Raw genomic sequence first — 15569 nt, 5'->3', positions numbered from 1 at the left:
GCATGCCGCTCCTTTACCGCCGTGATCGCCCATGAATACCGCTACGCTCGCCAGCCTCACCGATCTGCTTCTCGCCGCCCTCGCATCGCCACCCGCCGAGGCGCGCCGACTGGTGCACGGCCGTGGCCGGCTGCTGCCGGGGCTGGAGCAGCTCACCGTCGACTGGCTGGAAGGCGTGGTGCGGGTGGGCCTGTTCCGCGAGCTGCCCATGGCAGAGCTGGACGCCCTACGCACGACCCTGGTGGCCTTGGACGAGACCCCGGCGTGGCGCGCCAGCGGTGCCCAGAGCCTGCTCCTGCAGCATCGCTATCGGCTGGATGCCGCCAGCGAGGCGCTGATCGGCGCGCCGGTGGGCGAGCACGTCATCCATGAGGAAGGCCTGAAGTTCGGCCTGGACCTCACCCGTCACCAGAACATGGGGCTGTTCCTCGACATGCGCCTGGGCCGCCGCTGGGTACGCGAGCAGGCCGCCGGGCTGCGGATCCTCAACCTGTTCGCCTACACCTGTGGTTTCTCCGTAGCGGCCCTGGCCGGCGGCGCGGCCCAAGTGGTCAATCTGGACATGGCTCGCGGGCCCCTGACCCGCGGCCGCGAGAATCACCGCCTCAATGGCCATGACCTGGGCAAGGTCAGCTTTCTCGGCCACGAACTGTTCAAGTCCTGGGGCAAGGTGCGCAAGCTGGGACCCTATGATCTGGTGATCGTCGACCCGCCCAGCTTCCAGCAGGGCAGCTTCGCCCTGACCAAGGACTATGCGCGCATCCTGCGTCGGTTGCCGGAGCTGCTCACCCCTGGCGGGCGGGTGCTGGCCTGCGTCAACGATCCGGGCGTGGGGGCGGACTTCCTCATCGCCGGCATGGCCCAGGAAGCACCGGCGCTGACCTTCGTCGAGCGCCTGGCCAATCCGCCGGAATTCGCCGACGAGGACCCCGAAGGTGGCCTCAAGGTGTTGGTGTTCCAGCAAGGGTGAGCCCCGTAGGTAGGCGCCGAGCCCCGCGAAGCCCAACGGTGCCCCGGCTCGACCCTGGCTTGTTGAGCTTCGACGATGACGCCGTCTCAGCCCAACCTACGGAACCCGCCCGTAGGTTGGCGCTGAGCGCAGCGAAGCCCAACGGTGCCCCGGCTCGACCCCGGCTTGTTGGGCTTCGACGATGAAGCCGTCTCAGCCCAACCTACGGAACCCGCCCGTAGGTTGGCGCTGAGCGCAGCGAAGCCCAACGGTGCCCCGGCTCGACCCTGGCTTGTTAGGCTTCGACGATGAAGCCGTCTCAGCGCCAACCTACGGAACCCGCCCGTAGGTTGGCGCTGAGCACCGCGAAGCCCAACGTCGCCCGTGGTGCCGAATCCAGGCCTGTCGGGCTTCGACGATAAGGCCGTCTCAGCGCCAACCTACGTACGTTCTGTCCGGGGCGATCCGCTTCATCGGTCGATGCGTACCACTCGGAGGCCCTGGTGGCGGCGGGGCGCGCCAGGGTCCATGCTGTAGCGTTATCTGGAAGGAGTCGCAATGGACGTGCATTGGTGGTACTGGCTGGTGCTGGGCGTCGGCCTGGTGCTGAGCGAATTGGTGGTGCCGGCCTTTTTCCTGATCTGGTTCGGCCTGGGCGCCCTGTTGGTCGGCGTGCTGCTGCTGGCACTGCCGACCCTGGCACTGGCCTGGCAGCTGCTGGTCTGGAGTCTGGCTTCGCTCGCGGCGGTGTTTCTCTGGTTTCGCTATGGCAAGGGCCGCAGCAAGCCGGGCGAGGACTGGAGCGCCGACGCCCATCTGGGCGAGATCGGCCTGCTGGTCGCAGCGGTCGGCCCCTTTGCCCGCGGGCGCGTACGCTTCCAGAAACCCATCCTTGGTAGTGACGAATGGCCCTGCCTGGCCGATGCCGAGATCGCGGCCGGCGAGCGCGTGCGGCTGCTTGCCTTCGAAGGCAACCTGGTCAAGGTCGCCCGTCAATCCTGACGTCTTCCACCTCTAGAGACAAACGCCATGAGTGTCAGCCTTATCGTCGCCCTGCTGTTGCTGGTCTTCATCGTCGTCACCGTCGCCAAGGGCGTGCGCCTGGTGCCCCAGGGGCAGGAGTGGATCGTCGAGCGCCTCGGCAAGTACCGTACCACCCTCAAGCCTGGGCTGAATTTCCTCATCCCCTACATGGACCAGGTCAGCTACCGCCTCAGCACCAAGGACCTGATCCTCGATGTGCAGCAACAGGAGGTCATCACCCGTGACAACGCGGTGATCCTGGCCAATGCCCTGTGCTTCGCCAAGATCGTCGATCCGGCCAAGGCGGCCTATGGCGTGGAAGACTATGCCCAGGCCATCACCAGCCTGGCGATGACCTCGCTGCGCGCCATCATCGGCGAGATGGAACTGGATCAGGCGCTGTCCTCGCGAGACGAGATCAAGGCGCGGCTGAGGGTCAGCATGGCCGAGCAGACCGTTGACTGGGGCATCACCGTCAAGGCGGTGGAGGTGCAGGAACTCAAGCCGACGCCCTCGATGCAGGCGGCGATGGAAATGCAGGCGGCCGCCGAGCGGGAGCGCAAGGCGGTGGTGACCAGGGCCGAAGGCGCCAAGCAGGCCGCCATCCTGGAGGCCGATGCCCGTCTCGAAGCCGCCAAGCGCGACGGCGTGGCCCAGGTGACCCTGGCGCAGGCCTCCGCCGCGGCCCTGAGCAAGATTTCCGAAGCCGTGGGCAGCGAGCCAACCCCGGTGCTCTACCTGCTGGGCGAGCGTTATATCAATGCCATGGAAAAGCTGGCCACCAGCGACAACGCCAAGACGGTGGTCTTGCCGGCCGATATCCAGCAGACGCTGCGCGGGTTGCTGGGGACCAAGCCCTAGTCCGACGGCTGTTCGCGGGGATACGCCTCAGCCCTGCTTGGGCAGGCGCCGATAGAGCTGCTCGACCTTTTCCCGCGCCCAGGGCGTGCGGCGCAGGAAGGTCAGGCTGGATTTGATACTGGGCTCATGGGTGAAGCAGCGCAGCGGAATGCGGCGGCCGAGTTCTTCCCAGCCGTGATGCTCCACCAGGCGGGTGAGCAAGGCTTCGAGGGTGATGCCTTCGAGGGAGGCGCGGGGCTTGTCGGACATCGGTTGGGCTCTGGATGAGGGGAGGGCAGTGTAGCCGCTGCAACAGCTCGCTGCGCGTCGAAGCAGTCGACAGACCACGGAACGATGCTGTTCGATAATCGAACTGTTAGTCGATTATCGGATTGTTTGCGCGGATAGGGCTTTGTAGTCTGACTCCAGACCGCCGCACCGGGCGGCGCCGACAACAAAGACGCGAGTCGACAATCCATGGCCCAGATCCTGTCCCTGAGCGAAGCCATCCAGCGCTTCGTCCACGATGGCGAGACCGTCGCCCTCGAAGGCTTCACCCATCTCATTCCGACCGCCGCCGCCCACGAGCTGATCCGCCAGAATCGGCGCGACCTGACCCTGGTGCGCATGACCCCCGACCTGGTCTATGACCTGCTGATCGGTGCCGGCTGTGCCAAGCGGCTGATCTTCTCCTGGGGCGGCAACCCCGGGGTCGGCTCCCTGCACCGGCTGCGCGATGCGGTGGAAAAAGGCTGGCCGCACAAGCTGGAGATTTCCGAGCACAGCCACGCAGCCCTGGCCAACGCCTATGTCGCCGGCGCCTCCAACCTGCCCTTCGCCGTTCTGCGCGGCTACCAGGGCTCGGACCTGGCCAAGGTCAATCCGGACATCAAGACCATCGCCTGCCCCTTCACCGGCGAGCAGCTCGCCGCGGTGCCCAGCGTGCGCCCGGACGTCACCGTCATCCATGCGCAGAAGGCCGACCGCCAGGGCAACGTGCTGATCCAGGGCATCCTCGGTGTGCAGAAGGAAGCGGCCCTGGCCGCCCAGCGCTGCATCGTCACCGTGGAAGAGCTCGTCGACGACCTCCAGGCGCCGATGAACGCCTGCGTGCTGCCGACCTGGGCGCTCAGCGCGGTCTGCGTGGTGCCGGGTGGGGCGCATCCGTCCTATGCCCACGGCTACTACGAGCGGGACAACCGCTTCTACCAGGCCTGGGATCCGATCGCTCGCGACCGCGACACCTTTACCCAGTGGATCGACACCTACATCCGCGGTACCGCGGACTTCGCCGCCTTCCAGGCGAAGCTGGCTGCGGAGGCCTGAATCATGAGCGACTTCACCACCAATGAAATGATGACCGTGGCCGCGGCACGCCGCCTCGGCAATGGCAGCGTCTGCTTCGTCGGCATCGGCCTGCCGTCCACCGCCGCCAACCTGGCGCGCCTGACCCATGCGCCGGACGTGGTGCTGATCTACGAATCCGGTCCCATCGGTGCCAAGCCCTCGGTGCTGCCGCTGTCCATCGGCGACGGCGAGTTGGCCGAGACCGCCGACACCGTGGTACCCACCGGCGAGATCTTCCGCTACTGGCTGCAGGGCGGACGCATCGATGTGGGCTTTCTGGGCGCGGCCCAGGTCGACCGCTTCGGCAACATCAACACCACGGTGATCGGTGACTACCACCAGCCCAAGGTACGCCTGCCTGGCGCTGGCGGCGCCCCGGAAATCGCCGGCTCGGCCAAGGAGGTGCTGATCATCCTCAAGCAGTCGCACCGCAGCTTCGTCGACAAGCTGGCCTTCATCACCTCGGTGGGCTTCGGCGAGGGTGGCGATCACCGCCAGCAGCTGGGCCTGCCGGGCAAGGGCCCGACCGCCATCATCACCGACCTCTGCATCATGGAGCCGGAGGCCGGCACCCACGAATTCGTGGTGACCGCCCTGCATCCCGGGGTGACCCGCGAGCAGGTGGTGGCCGCCACTGGCTGGGCCATCCGTTTCGCCGACCAGGTCGCCACCACTGCGGCGCCGACCGCGACCGAACTCGACGCCCTGCGTGATCTGCAGGCCCGGACCAATGCCGCCCATGGCGGCCAGAAAGGAGCTGAGGAATGAGTCGCCCCGTCTATATCTGCGATGCCATCCGTACCCCCATCGGCCGTCTCAACGGCGGTCTCTCGGCGGTGCGCGCCGACGACCTGGCGGCCATTCCGCTGCAGGCGTTGCAGGAGCGCAATCCCCAGGTGGACTGGACGGCGGTGGACGAAGTGTTCATGGGCTGCGCCAACCAGGCCGGTGAGGACAACCGCAACGTGGCGCGCATGGCGGTCTTGCTGTCGGGGCTACCGGAAACGGTGCCGGGCGTGACCCTCAATCGCCTCTGCGCCTCGGGCATGGAAGCGGTGGGCCAGGCCTATCGCGCCATCGCTTTGGGCGAGATGGAGCTGGTGATCGCTGCCGGGGTGGAATCCATGACCCGCGCGCCCTATGTCATGGGCAAGGCCGACAGCGCCTTCGGTCGTGGCCAGAAGCTGGAAGACACCACCCTGGGCTGGCGCTTCATCAACCCGGCGATGAAGGAGGCCTATGGGGTGGACAGCATGCCGGTCACCGGTGACAACGTCGCCACCGACTATGGTGTCAGCCGCGCCGACCAGGACGCCTTCGGCCTGCGCAGCCAGCAGCGTGCCGCGGCGGCCCAGGAATCCGGCTACTACGCCGAGGAAATCGTCCCGGTGACCATCAAGGGCAAGAAGGATGACGTGGTGGTGGAGCGCGACGAGCATCCGCGTCCGGACACCACTGCCGAAGGCCTGGCCAAGCTCAAACCGGTCAACGGCCCGGACCAGACCGTGACCGCGGGCAACGCCTCTGGGCTCAACGACGGCGCCTCGGCCATCATCCTGGCCTCGGCAGAAGCTGTGAAGAAGCATGGCCTCACGCCCCGCGCCCGGGTACTGGGCATGGCCAGCGGCGGGGTAGCGCCGCGCATCATGGGGGTCGGTCCGACTCCGGCAGTGCGCAAGCTGCTGAAGCAACTGGACCTGTCCATCGAGGCCTTCGACGTCATCGAACTCAACGAAGCCTTCGCCGCCCAGGGCATCGCCGTCCTGCGCGAACTGGGCGTGGCCGACGACAGCCCCAAGGTCAATCCCAATGGCGGCGCCATCGCCCTGGGTCATCCCCTGGGCATGAGCGGCAACCGCCTGGTGCTCACTGCGGTGCACCAGCTGGAGAAGACCGGCGGCCGCCTGGGTCTCGCCACCATGTGCGTGGGCGTCGGCCAGGGGCTGGCGCTGGCGGTGGAGCGGGTGGAGTCGATCTAGGTTTGGTGTTCTGGTCATATCGCGGCCATGGGCCGCTCCTACACGTGCCGCACCCGTAGGAGCGGCCCATGGCCGCGATTCTCGGGGCCGATCGTAGAGCCCGTGCTTGAGCAAACCACCAAATCTCATTCACCCCATGCCCATCATCCCTGTAACCGCGTGTGTCTCTCCTGGTCCGATGGCGGTAGGCTGTCCCCCGTCCATCCATACCTATAATTAAGGATCTCCATGAGCACTCACCCGCATTACAGCTTCGAGGAGCGCAAGAAGCGCATCTTCGCCATCGTCGGCGCCTCGTCCGGCAACCTGGTGGAATGGTTCGACTTCTACGTCTACGCCTTCTGTTCCATCTACTTCGCCGCCGCCTTCTTCCCCAAGAGCGATCCCACCGTGCAGCTGCTGAGCACCGCCGGGGTGTTCGCCGCGGGCTTTCTCATGCGCCCCCTGGGCGGCTGGATCTTCGGGCGCGTCGCCGACAAGTACGGCCGGCGCACCTCCATGGTCATCTCCATCCTGATGATGGGCGCCGGCTCCCTGGCCATCGCCTGCCTGCCCACCTATTCCAGCATCGGCGTCGCGGCGCCGGCGCTGCTGCTGCTCGCACGGCTCCTGCAGGGCATCTCGGTGGGCGGTGAATACGGCACCACCGCCACCTACATGAGCGAAGTGGCCCTGCGTGGCCAGCGCGGTTTCTTCGCTTCCTTCCAGTACGTCACCCTGATCGGCGGCCAGCTGCTGGCCGTGCTGGTGGTGGTGATCCTGCAGCAGGTGCTCAGCGATGCCGACCTGCGCGCCTGGGGCTGGCGGATTCCCTTCCTGGTCGGTGCCGCCGCGGCAGTGGTATCGCTGTTCCTGCGCCGCTCGCTGGAAGAGACCACCACCGCCGAGACCCGCGCCAACAAGGAAGCCGGCACCCTCAGCGGCCTGTTCAAGCATCACAAGGCGGCCTTCTTCACCGTGCTCGGCTACACCGCCGGCGGCTCGCTGATCTTCTATACCTTCACCACCTACATGCAGAAGTACCTCGTCAACACCAGTGGCATGGACGCCAAGACCGCCAGCGCCGTGATGACCTGCGCCCTGCTGGTGTTCATGCTGATGCAGCCGCTGTTCGGCATGCTCTCCGACCGCATCGGCCGGCGCGCTTCCATGCTGCTGTTCGGTGGCCTGGGCACGGTCTGCACCTGGCCGATCCTCACCGCCCTGGCCAGCGTCCAGAGCCCCTTCGTGGCCTTCCTGCTGATCTGCCTGGCCATGGCCATCATCAGCCTCTACACCTCCATCAGCGGGCTGGTGAAGGCGGAGATGTTCCCGCCGCAGGTGCGCGCCCTGGGCGTGGGCCTGTCCTATGCGGTGGCCAATGCGATCTTTGGCGGCTCGGCGGAATTCGTCGCCCTGAGCTTCAAGACCCAGGGGCACGAAGAGGTGTTCTACATCTATGTCTCGGTGATGCTGGCGGTGGCCTTCCTGGTCAGCCTGCGGCTGCCGCGACAAGCCACCTACCTGCATCACGACCACTAAGCGAGAGGAGTCCTTCATGTCCAACCTGCTATTCGATGCCTACTTCACCAGCGCCGCCATGCGCGCGGTGTTCTGTGACCTGGGCCGACTGCAGGGCATGCTGGACTTCGAGGCGGCCCTGGCTCGCGCCGAAGCGGCGGTAGGGGTGATTCCCCAGACGGCGGTGGCACCCATCGCCGCCGCCTGCCGCGCCGAGCGGTATGACGCTGGCGAGCTGGCCCAGGCGGTGGTCAGCGCCGGCAATTCGGCCATTCCCCTGGTTAAGGCCCTGGGCCGGCAGATCGCCGCCCAGGACCCCGAGGCCGAGCGCCATCTGCACCGCGGCGCGACCAGCCAGGACGCCATGGACAGCGGTCTGGTCTTGCAGATTCGCCAGGCGCTGGACCTACTGGACGCTGATCTGGCGCACCTGGCCGAGGCCCTGGCGGCCCAGGCCGAGCGCCATGCCGGTACCGTGCTGGCCGGCCGGACCTGGCTGCAACATGCGACGCCCGTGACCCTGGGCATGAAGCTGGCCGGGGTGCTGGGCGCCATCACCCGTCACCGCCAGCGCCTGGCCGAATTGAGGCCACGGGTACTGGTGCTGCAATTCGGTGGGGCCTCGGGCAGCCTGGCCGCCCTGGGCGCTGACGCCCTGCCGGTGGCCGAGGCCCTGGCCCGGGAGCTGGAGCTGAGCCTGCCGGAGCAACCCTGGCACACCCAGCGCGATCGCCTGGTTGAGGTCGGCGCCTGGCTTGGCCTGGTGGCCGGCAGCCTGGGCAAGCTGGGGCGAGATCTGTCGCTGCTGATGCAGACCGAAGCCGCCGAAGTCTTCGAACCCTCCGAGCCGGGCAAGGGCGGTTCTTCCACCATGCCGCACAAACGTAATCCGGTGGGCGCGGCGGTGCTGATCGCCGCCGCCACCCGCGCGCCGGGTCTGGTCAGCACCCTGTTTTCCGCCATGCCCCAGGAGCACGAGCGCAGCCTGGGCCTCTGGCACGCCGAGTGGGAAACCCTGCCGGAGCTGTTCTGCCTGGCCTCCGGCGCCCTGCAACAGGCCCAGGCCATCGTCGCCGGCCTGGAAGTGGACGCCGCGCGTATGCAGGCCAATCTGGAACTGACCCACGGCCTGGTGTTGGCCGAGGCGGTCAGCATCGCCCTGGCTGGGCGTCTGGGTCGCGAGGCCGCCCACCACCTGGTGGAGCAGAGCTGCAAGCGCGCCGTCCAGGAGGGGCGTCACCTGCGGCAGGTACTGGGCGATACGCCGGAAGTGACCGCCGAACTCTCCAGTGTCGAACTGGATCGTCTGCTGGACCCTGCCCATTACCAAGGACAGGCCCGCGCCTGGGTGACCCGCGCCCTGGCCGAACACCGCACCCTGCTTGCCCATTCCTAGACCAGAGGACTGCCTGATGCCCAGCGTACGTCTCGCCGATGGCGACCTGAACTACCGGCTGGAGGGCCCCGAGGGCGCCCCCGTGCTGATCCTGTCCAACTCCCTGGGCACCCACCTCGCCATGTGGGATGACCAGGCCGCGGCCTTCAGCGAGCGTTTCCGCCTGCTGCGCTACGACACCCGAGGCCATGGCGCCTCCCTGGTGACCCCCGGTCCCTATCGGATGGACGAGAACGGTCGCGACGTCCTGGCCCTGGCCGATGCCCTGGGCATCGAGCGATTCGCCTTCTGCGGCCTGTCCATGGGCGGCTCCATCGGCCAGTGGCTGGGCATCAACGCGCCGGAGCGGATCACCCGCCTGGTGCTGTGCAACACCGCCGCCAAGATCGGCACCCCCGAGGTGTGGAACACCCGCATCCAGACCGTGGAAGCCGGTGGCGAGCAGGCCATGCGCGACCTGCGCGACGCCTCCATCGGTCGCTGGTTCACCCCCGACTTCGCCAGCGCCGAGCCGGAACGGGTCGACCGCATCGTCGCCATGCTCGCCGGGACCTCGCCCCAGGGGTATGCGGCCAACTGCGCGGCGGTGCGCGATGCCGACTTCCGCGAGGTGCTGGATGCCATCCGTGCGCCGACGCTGATCGTCGCCGGCACCCATGACGCCGTGACCACCCCGGCCGACGGGCGCTTCCTGCAGGAGCACATTCCCGGCGCCGAGTACGTCGAGTTTCCCGCCGCCCACCTGTCCAACGTGCAGATGGGCGATGCCTTCACCCAGCGCGTGCTGGCCTTCCTGAGCGCCTAAAGGAGTCGATCTTGGACGAAAGAGAACGTTATGAAGCCGGCATGCAGGTCCGCCGCGCCGTGCTGGGCGACGCCCATGTCGATCGCAGCCTGGAAAAGCTGACCCCCTTCAACGAAGAATTCCAAGAGATGATCACCCGCCACGCCTGGGGCGACATCTGGACCCGCCCGGGCCTGCCGCGGCACACCCGCAGCCTGATCACCATCGCCATGCTGATCGGCATGAACCGCGAAGGCGAACTGCGCCTGCACCTGCGCGCCGCGCGCAGCAACGGGGTGACGCGGGAGGAAATCAAGGAGTTGATCATGCAGAGCGCCATCTACTGCGGCATCCCGGCGGCCAATGCCACCTTCCATTTGGCGGAGGCGGTATGGGATGAGTTGGGGGTGGAGTCGTTGGAGGGGTGAGTTTTCCCCCTTGGGCCCCTTGGATGACGCCCGCCGGGTTGGATTTGGTGGGCGTTATTGGTTTTGGGGACGTAGGTTGGCGCTGAGCGTTAGCGAAGCCCGACATCACGAGATTAGCCCTCGATACCTGGCTTTGCCTGCTGGTGCCCTAGCTGCTTATTGAGGTCTAGAGGGGGTCCTTGTTTCGCCCCCTCGGGCGAGTCACTTTTGCCAATCGCGGCAAAAGTAACCAAAACGCTTGCCCCACGTTTCGGCCCTGCGCTGCGCTCCGGGTCCCCTCGTTCCGGCGCCGCTCCGGGGGCACGGCACGAAGGGGCATCCTGCCCCTCGCGCCTTGCTCGGCGTCCTGCCTCGCATCCCCCTCCGCGACACCTGCACTCGGCCTCACTGACGGGGCGGGGCGCAAGCCTAATAGTTCGGTGTTCACAGGGTTTGTAGCGTGGAAAACCGCGCAGTGTTTTCTACTGGTGAGTTCAACCAACACTTTCAGGCTAGCGAATCGCCCCGTTCAGGAGGGCGAACGCCAGTGTCGTGGAGTGGGTCGAGCCGCATGGATGCGGCGAGAGGTCCAGTGGGCCATGGACGGCCCATCTGGACCGACCCCGGAACGGCGCTGGCGTGAGCGAAACGTAGCGTAGCGAAGTAACAGCCGTAGGCTGGCCCGAAGGGCGAGCGACGCGAGTCACCCGGAGCGCAGCGCAGGGCCGGATGTCCGGGGCAAGCGTTTTTGCTTACTTTTTTCGCGACTGAAAAAAGTGAGTCGCCCGGGTGGGCGAAACAATAACCTTCAAAGCACTCGATAACCAGCTGAGGCAGCTCCGCTTTGTTGGGCTTCGCCACGCTCAACCCAACCTACGAACGCCAGAAGCCGAAAGCCGCCCCCAGCCCAGGCCGGGGGCTACACGCCTCTTACTTGGCCATCACCCGCGTAATCCGATCCCCTTCGGCATCATCCTGCCCCTTGGCCTTGTTGACCGCGTAGACCACGCCCTTGGCGTCCACCACCGCATGGTTGGGGTAGGTGCCCAACTCCAGGTTGGCCTTGATGTTGCCGTCCGGATCGACCACGGTCAGGGTGCCGGCGCCGCGGTTGGTCACGTAGGCCAGGCGCTTGACCGGGTCGAAGGCCACGTTCAGCGCTCCGGCGCCGGTAGTGACGTTGTGCAGGGTCTGGCCGGTCTTGGCGTCGACGATCAGCAGGTTGTCGCTGCCCTGGGCGGTGATGAACAGGCGATCGGTCTGGGGATCGTGGGCCACGCCCATGGGGGTCTTGGCGCCCTGGAGCGGGAAGACCTTCTCGACGGTCTCGGTCTTGGCGTCGATCACCGCGGCTTCGTTGGTCTTCATGCTGACGGCGTAGAGCTTGTGCACCGCCGGGTCCAGGTACAGGCCCACCACGGCGAACCGCTCGCCGCGCACGCCCGATTCGATGGTGATGCGCTTACGCAGGGCCGGCGCCTTGGCATCGAAGCTGATGATATCCGGCGTAATGGCCGCCGAGGCGAAGGCGCGGTCGAGTTTCTCGTCGACCACCACGGTGTGGGCATGGAAGACGATGCCGGGTTCGAATTGCTTGACCAGGCCCAGGTCGCTCTGGCGATAGACCGCCACGGTGTTCTGCCGGGTATTGGTGGTCCAGACGTTACCGTTGCGGTCGTCCACGGCCACGCCGTAGACGGCGTAGACACCGGAGTCCTCGCCCTGGGCGGCGGCCGGGGTGATCTGCCGCTCGATGGACAGGTCCTTGGGGTCGAGCTTGAGCAGTTGCGAGACCTTGACCGGTGAGCGGCCCACGGCCGAGGTGACGAAGAGGGCGCCGGACTTGCCGCTGATGTCCACCTGATACAGCCCGGGGACCAGCTTGACGGAGGTGAGGCCGTAGCCGTCGGCGCCACTCACGGGGACCACCGGCGAGACCTTTAGCGGAAAGACCGCGGCGCCCGAGGGCTGGGCGGTGCTGATGACGATGGGGTGCTGGCCGGGGGCGGCGTCTTCGGGAATGCGGACGGTCGCCTTGAAGTTGCCCTGGGCGTCGGCCACGTAGGCGGCATCGGGGTTGAGCGCCACGCCGCCGCGGGACAGGGTGATCTGCTGACCAGGAGTGAAGCCGCGGCCGTCCAGATTGACCTCGCTGCCCGCCAGGATGGCGGTGCCGGCAACGGGGCTGGCCTTGATCTCGCCATGGTAGTCCGGATCGGGGGCTTCGAAGCTGGAGCGCGCCTGGGCGGCTTGCCCACCCAGCGCCAGCAGGGCGGCCAACAAGGTAACGGAAAAGACGCGCCGGCCCTTGGCCGAAGACGCTGGAGCGATGTTCATCAGGGATTCCTTGTAGCGGCGATCAAGATACCCGCGCCAGAGCGCCGGGCGGCAGAGGCCCTCCTGGGCTAGGCCATGTTAAAGCGAAAGCGAAATACTTGCATTTAGATTTGCAAGGTTTAGGTGTGCTCGGCATCCGGGGTATCGAGGGTGCGCTGCATCAGGCAGGCGCCGGCACCATAACCGGCCAGCTTGGCCTTGAGCGCGGCGTCGGCGGGGACCGGGTGATAGTGGTGGCGCTGCCAGTAGCCGATGGCACCGGACAGCGATACCAGTCGACCCTGGCGCAGGCGGGCACGCCGGGCCTGGCCCTTGGCATGGCGATAGAGGCGCCCGGCCACGCCCTGGCCCTGGGCCTCGGGATGCACCGCGCAGTCGTGCAGGAACCAGGTGGAAGCCTCGCTCGGCAGCTGCTCCAGGCGGGCCCCCAGCACCGGCGGCAGGCCGTCGTCCCAGGGATAGGCAATCAGATAGCCGCGCAGGCGATCCTCGGCATCGGTCGCCGCCCAGCAGTGCTCCGGGGCGAGCTCCAGGCGGTTGACGTAGAAGGCGCGGTCTTCGAGCAGGTCGGCGGGGTAGGTGGCCGCCTGGATATCGAGAACGGCAGGGATATCGGCAGGGCGCAGCGGGCGTATCGAGGGCATGACGACGAGGCGAAAAGGTCCGGCCGGGCAGTATGGTCACTGCCCGGCCGGGAGGCAAATGCCTCGGAGCCGTGGGTGGTGAGTCCCCTTGGCAAGCCTGCGCCCTGGTCGTGGGGGACTGGATTCCGCCGGCGACCTTGGCGTGCCTGGCGACGCCTCTGGCTTCAAGCCTTGGCGATCAGTCGCGAATTGCGCTCGTTGCGGAATTGCAGGTCCTCGATCCGCTGGGTCGCGGTCTCGGCTTCCTGGCGGGCGGCGAGGATGAGGTCATGGTGCGGAGACTTGGCACAGACCGGATCGGCATTGCGCGCATCGCCGGTGAGCATGAAGGCCTGGCAGCGGCAGCCACCGTAGTCCTTTTCCTTCTCGTCGCAGGAGCGGCAGGGCTCGGGCATCCAGTCGTAGCCGCGGTAGACGTTGAAGCCGAAGGAGTCGTACCAGATATGCCTGAGGTCATTCTCCTTCACGTTCGGGAAGGCGATGGGCATCTGCCGGGCGCCGTGGCAGGGTAGGGCGGTGCCGTCCGGCGTAATGGTCAGGAACAGCTTGCCCCAGCCATCCATGCAGGCCTTGGGGCGCTCTTCGTAGTAGTCCGGGGTGACGAAGATCAGCTTGCAGGGATGGTTCTCGGCCTTGAGGCGCGCGCGGTAGTCGTTGGTTATGCGTTCGGCGCGCTCCAGCTGGGCCCTGGTCGGCAGGAGACCGGCGCGATTGCGCTCGGCCCAGCCATAGAACTGGCAGGTGGCGAGTTCGACGAAGTCGGCTTCCAGCGCCAGGCAGAGGTCGATGATCTGGTCGATGCGATCGATGTTGTGCCTGTGGGTGACGAAGTTGAGCACCATCGGGTAGCCATGGGCCTTGACCGCCTTGGCCATGGCCAGCTTCTGGGCGAAGGCCTTCTTCGAGCCGGCCAGCAGGTTGTTCACCTGTTCGTCGCTGGCCTGGAAGCTGATCTGGATATGGTCCAGGCCGGCCTCCTTGAATTCGGCGATGCGCGCCTCGGTGAGGCCGATGCCGGAGGTGATGAGGTTGGTGTAGTAGCCCAGCCGGCGCGCCTCGCGGATCAGCTCGGCGAGGTCCTGGCGCACCAGGGGTTCGCCCCCGGAGAAGCCGATCTGGGCGGCGCCCATCTCCCGTGCCTCGGCCATCACCTTGAACCACTGTTCGGTGGTCAGCTCGCGGCCCTGGGCGGCGAAGTCCAGAGGGTTGGAGCAATAGGGGCACTGCAGTGGGCAGCGATAGGTGACCTCGGCCAGCAGCCACAGCGGCAGGCCGACATTCGGCTTGGCTATGACCGGCGGCTGCGGGAGTTGCATGGGCACTCCAGGCAGCGACGTATCAGCCGAGCAGGAGCCAGTGCTCTGCACGGGCGACCTCCATGAATTGCTCGACGTCCGCACCCAGTTCGGGCACGCCGGGGAAGCGTTCGTCGAGGTCAGCGATGATGGCGGCGACGTCACGCTGGCCGTCGATCAGCCCGCCGATGGCGGCGGCGCTGTCGTTGAGCTTGATCATGCCCTCGGGATAGAGCAGCACATGGGCGTCCTGCGCCGGCTCGAACTGGAAGCGGTAGCCGGGACGCCAGCGCGGCACCTGGGTGCGGTCGAAGCTCATAGGTCGATTCCTCGGTGCCAGCGGCGCTCGCTGGTGACGCTGTGGTAGGGCGGGCGGTGCAGTTCGTAGGCCATGCTCATGGCGTCGAGCATGCTCCAGAGGATGTCCAGCTTGAACTGCAGGATCTCCAGCATGCGCTGCTGGGACTCCCAGGTGGTGTAGTGCTGCAGGGTGATCTGCAGGCCGTGTTCGACGTCGCGGCGGGCCTGGCCCAGGCGGGTGCGGAAGTACTCGTAACCGGCCGGATCGATCCAGGGGTAGTGGGTCGGCCAGGCGTCCAGCCGCGACTGGTGGATCTGCGGCGCGAACAGCTCGGTCAGGGAGCTGCTGGCGGCTTCCTGCCAGGAGGCGCGACGGGCGAAGTTGACGTAGGCATCCACCGCGAAGCGTACCCCGGGCAGCACCAGTTCCTGGGAGAGCACCTGCTCGCGGTCCAGGCCGGTGGCCTCGGCCAGGCGCAGCCAGGCCTCGATGCCGCCTTCGCTGCCGGGCTCGCCGTCGTGGTCGAGGATGCGCTGCACCCACTCCCGGCGGATCTCGCGGTCCGGGCAGTTGGCCAGGATGGCGGCGTCCTTGAGCGGTATGTTGACCTGGTAGTAGAAGCGATTGGCTACCCAGCCCTGGATCTGCTCGCGACTGGCGCGACCCTGGTACATGGCCACGTGATAGGGGTGGTGGATGTGGTAGAGGTCGCCCTTGGCACGCAGGGCGGCTTCGAATTCGGCGGGGGTGAGGGCGTTGGGCATGGC

At 67.0% G+C, this 15569-nt stretch carries 16 protein-coding genes; 10 read left to right on the top strand and 6 right to left on the bottom strand.

The features are described 5' to 3' along the window. Positions 1–31 precede the first annotated feature (31 nt). The 3 genes from APT59_RS19295 (at position 32) to APT59_RS19285 (ending at position 2833) form a co-directional block, all read left to right on the top strand. On the top strand, positions 32–970 hold the full coding sequence (locus APT59_RS19295; protein ID WP_059316342.1) for a class I SAM-dependent methyltransferase: 939 nt from the start codon (positions 32–34) through the stop codon (positions 968–970). A 537-nt stretch (positions 971–1507) separates the two neighbouring features. Further along, positions 1508–1951 (top strand): NfeD family protein, encoded by a 444-nt coding sequence (locus APT59_RS19290; protein WP_059316341.1) that lies wholly within the window; start codon positions 1508–1510, stop codon positions 1949–1951. Between the two features lie 27 nt (positions 1952–1978). Then, complete coding sequence (locus APT59_RS19285; protein ID WP_059316340.1) at positions 1979–2833, top strand: SPFH domain-containing protein; 855 nt, start codon at positions 1979–1981, stop codon at positions 2831–2833. Positions 2834–2860: 27 nt separating this feature from the next. Here APT59_RS19285 and APT59_RS19280 read toward each other — a convergent pair whose 3' ends face one another. After that, a complete protein-coding gene (locus APT59_RS19280) occupies positions 2861–3082 on the bottom strand; it encodes a VF530 family DNA-binding protein (protein WP_027598793.1) in 222 nt (73 codons plus the stop codon). Positions 3083–3289: 207 nt separating this feature from the next. On the opposite strand from APT59_RS19280, the gene APT59_RS19275 reads away from it, so the two are divergent. From APT59_RS19275 to pcaC, 7 genes are all read left to right on the top strand, one after another. Next, positions 3290–4138, top strand: a complete 849-nt coding sequence (locus APT59_RS19275; protein ID WP_059316339.1) for a CoA transferase subunit A — start codon at positions 3290–3292, stop codon at positions 4136–4138. Positions 4139–4141: 3 nt separating this feature from the next. Further along, on the top strand, positions 4142–4927 hold the full coding sequence (locus tag APT59_RS19270; protein WP_017642963.1) for a CoA-transferase subunit beta: 786 nt from the start codon (positions 4142–4144) through the stop codon (positions 4925–4927). Continuing rightward, a complete protein-coding gene (pcaF, locus tag APT59_RS19265; RefSeq protein ID WP_059316338.1) occupies positions 4924–6138 on the top strand; it encodes a 3-oxoadipyl-CoA thiolase in 1215 nt (404 codons plus the stop codon). The genes APT59_RS19270 and pcaF overlap by 4 nt, the downstream gene beginning before the upstream one ends. Before the next feature lie 228 nt (positions 6139–6366). Next, a complete protein-coding gene (locus APT59_RS19260) occupies positions 6367–7659 on the top strand; it encodes an MFS family transporter (protein WP_059316337.1) in 1293 nt (430 codons plus the stop codon). Between the two features lie 16 nt (positions 7660–7675). Next, positions 7676–9034, top strand: a complete 1359-nt coding sequence (locus tag APT59_RS19255; protein ID WP_059316336.1) for a 3-carboxy-cis,cis-muconate cycloisomerase — start codon at positions 7676–7678, stop codon at positions 9032–9034. Positions 9035–9050: 16 nt separating this feature from the next. Then, positions 9051–9839, top strand: a complete 789-nt coding sequence (gene pcaD, locus APT59_RS19250) for a 3-oxoadipate enol-lactonase (protein WP_059316335.1) — start codon at positions 9051–9053, stop codon at positions 9837–9839. 11 nt (positions 9840–9850) lie between these two features. After that, on the top strand, positions 9851–10246 hold the full coding sequence (pcaC, locus tag APT59_RS19245) for a 4-carboxymuconolactone decarboxylase (RefSeq protein ID WP_017642968.1): 396 nt from the start codon (positions 9851–9853) through the stop codon (positions 10244–10246). 909 nt (positions 10247–11155) lie between these two features. Here the strand turns inward: pcaC and APT59_RS19240 are convergent. The 5 genes from APT59_RS19240 to pqqC all read right to left on the bottom strand — a co-directional run bounded on the left by APT59_RS19240 (position 11156) and on the right by pqqC (position 15566). After that, positions 11156–12562, bottom strand: a complete 1407-nt coding sequence (locus APT59_RS19240) for a YncE family protein (RefSeq protein WP_059316334.1) — start codon at positions 12560–12562, stop codon at positions 11156–11158. 119 nt (positions 12563–12681) lie between these two features. After that, positions 12682–13206, bottom strand: coding sequence for a GNAT family N-acetyltransferase (locus APT59_RS19235; RefSeq protein WP_059316333.1), 525 nt, complete (start codon positions 13204–13206; stop codon positions 12682–12684). A 164-nt stretch (positions 13207–13370) separates the two neighbouring features. Continuing rightward, positions 13371–14522 carry a pyrroloquinoline quinone biosynthesis protein PqqE gene (pqqE, locus tag APT59_RS19230; RefSeq protein ID WP_156428975.1) on the bottom strand — a complete coding sequence of 384 codons (1152 nt, stop codon included), beginning with the start codon at positions 14520–14522 and terminating at the stop codon, positions 13371–13373. A gap of 22 nt (positions 14523–14544) precedes the next feature. Next, positions 14545–14820, bottom strand: coding sequence for a pyrroloquinoline quinone biosynthesis peptide chaperone PqqD (pqqD, locus tag APT59_RS19225; RefSeq protein WP_059316331.1), 276 nt, complete (start codon positions 14818–14820; stop codon positions 14545–14547). Then, positions 14817–15566, bottom strand: a complete 750-nt coding sequence (pqqC, locus tag APT59_RS19220) for a pyrroloquinoline-quinone synthase PqqC (RefSeq protein WP_059316953.1) — start codon at positions 15564–15566, stop codon at positions 14817–14819. Before pqqC ends, pqqD begins: the two co-directional genes overlap by 4 nt. Positions 15567–15569: the final 3 nt, after the last annotated feature.

This window comes from Pseudomonas oryzihabitans (assembly GCF_001518815.1).
Lineage (GTDB): Bacteria > Pseudomonadota > Gammaproteobacteria > Pseudomonadales > Pseudomonadaceae > Chryseomonas > Chryseomonas oryzihabitans_E.
The sequence above is the reverse complement of the archived record's forward strand: the minus strand, read 5'-3'. Positions and strand labels throughout refer to the sequence as shown.

Excerpts from the sequence above, each read along its gene's own strand:
- pqqC (WP_059316953.1), bottom strand. The coding sequence starts at position 15,566 with ATGCCCAACGCCCTCACCCCCGCCGAATTCGAAGCCGCCCTGCGTGCC.
- pqqD (WP_059316331.1), bottom strand. The coding sequence starts at position 14,820 with ATGAGCTTCGACCGCACCCAGGTGCCGCGCTGGCGTCCCGGCTACCGC.
- pcaD (WP_059316335.1), top strand. The coding sequence starts at position 9,051 with ATGCCCAGCGTACGTCTCGCCGATGGCGACCTGAACTACCGGCTGGAG.
- APT59_RS19295 (WP_059316342.1), top strand. The coding sequence starts at position 32 with ATGAATACCGCTACGCTCGCCAGCCTCACCGATCTGCTTCTCGCCGCC.
- pcaF (WP_059316338.1), top strand. The coding sequence starts at position 4,924 with ATGAGTCGCCCCGTCTATATCTGCGATGCCATCCGTACCCCCATCGGC.
- APT59_RS19290 (WP_059316341.1), top strand. The coding sequence starts at position 1,508 with ATGGACGTGCATTGGTGGTACTGGCTGGTGCTGGGCGTCGGCCTGGTG.
- APT59_RS19285 (WP_059316340.1), top strand. The coding sequence starts at position 1,979 with ATGAGTGTCAGCCTTATCGTCGCCCTGCTGTTGCTGGTCTTCATCGTC.
- APT59_RS19275 (WP_059316339.1), top strand. The coding sequence starts at position 3,290 with ATGGCCCAGATCCTGTCCCTGAGCGAAGCCATCCAGCGCTTCGTCCAC.
- APT59_RS19280 (WP_027598793.1), bottom strand. The coding sequence starts at position 3,082 with ATGTCCGACAAGCCCCGCGCCTCCCTCGAAGGCATCACCCTCGAAGCC.
- APT59_RS19270 (WP_017642963.1), top strand. The coding sequence starts at position 4,142 with ATGAGCGACTTCACCACCAATGAAATGATGACCGTGGCCGCGGCACGC.
- pqqE (WP_156428975.1), bottom strand. The coding sequence starts at position 14,522 with ATGCAACTCCCGCAGCCGCCGGTCATAGCCAAGCCGAATGTCGGCCTG.
- APT59_RS19240 (WP_059316334.1), bottom strand. The coding sequence starts at position 12,562 with ATGAACATCGCTCCAGCGTCTTCGGCCAAGGGCCGGCGCGTCTTTTCC.
- APT59_RS19255 (WP_059316336.1), top strand. The coding sequence starts at position 7,676 with ATGTCCAACCTGCTATTCGATGCCTACTTCACCAGCGCCGCCATGCGC.
- APT59_RS19235 (WP_059316333.1), bottom strand. The coding sequence starts at position 13,206 with ATGCCCTCGATACGCCCGCTGCGCCCTGCCGATATCCCTGCCGTTCTC.
- APT59_RS19260 (WP_059316337.1), top strand. The coding sequence starts at position 6,367 with ATGAGCACTCACCCGCATTACAGCTTCGAGGAGCGCAAGAAGCGCATC.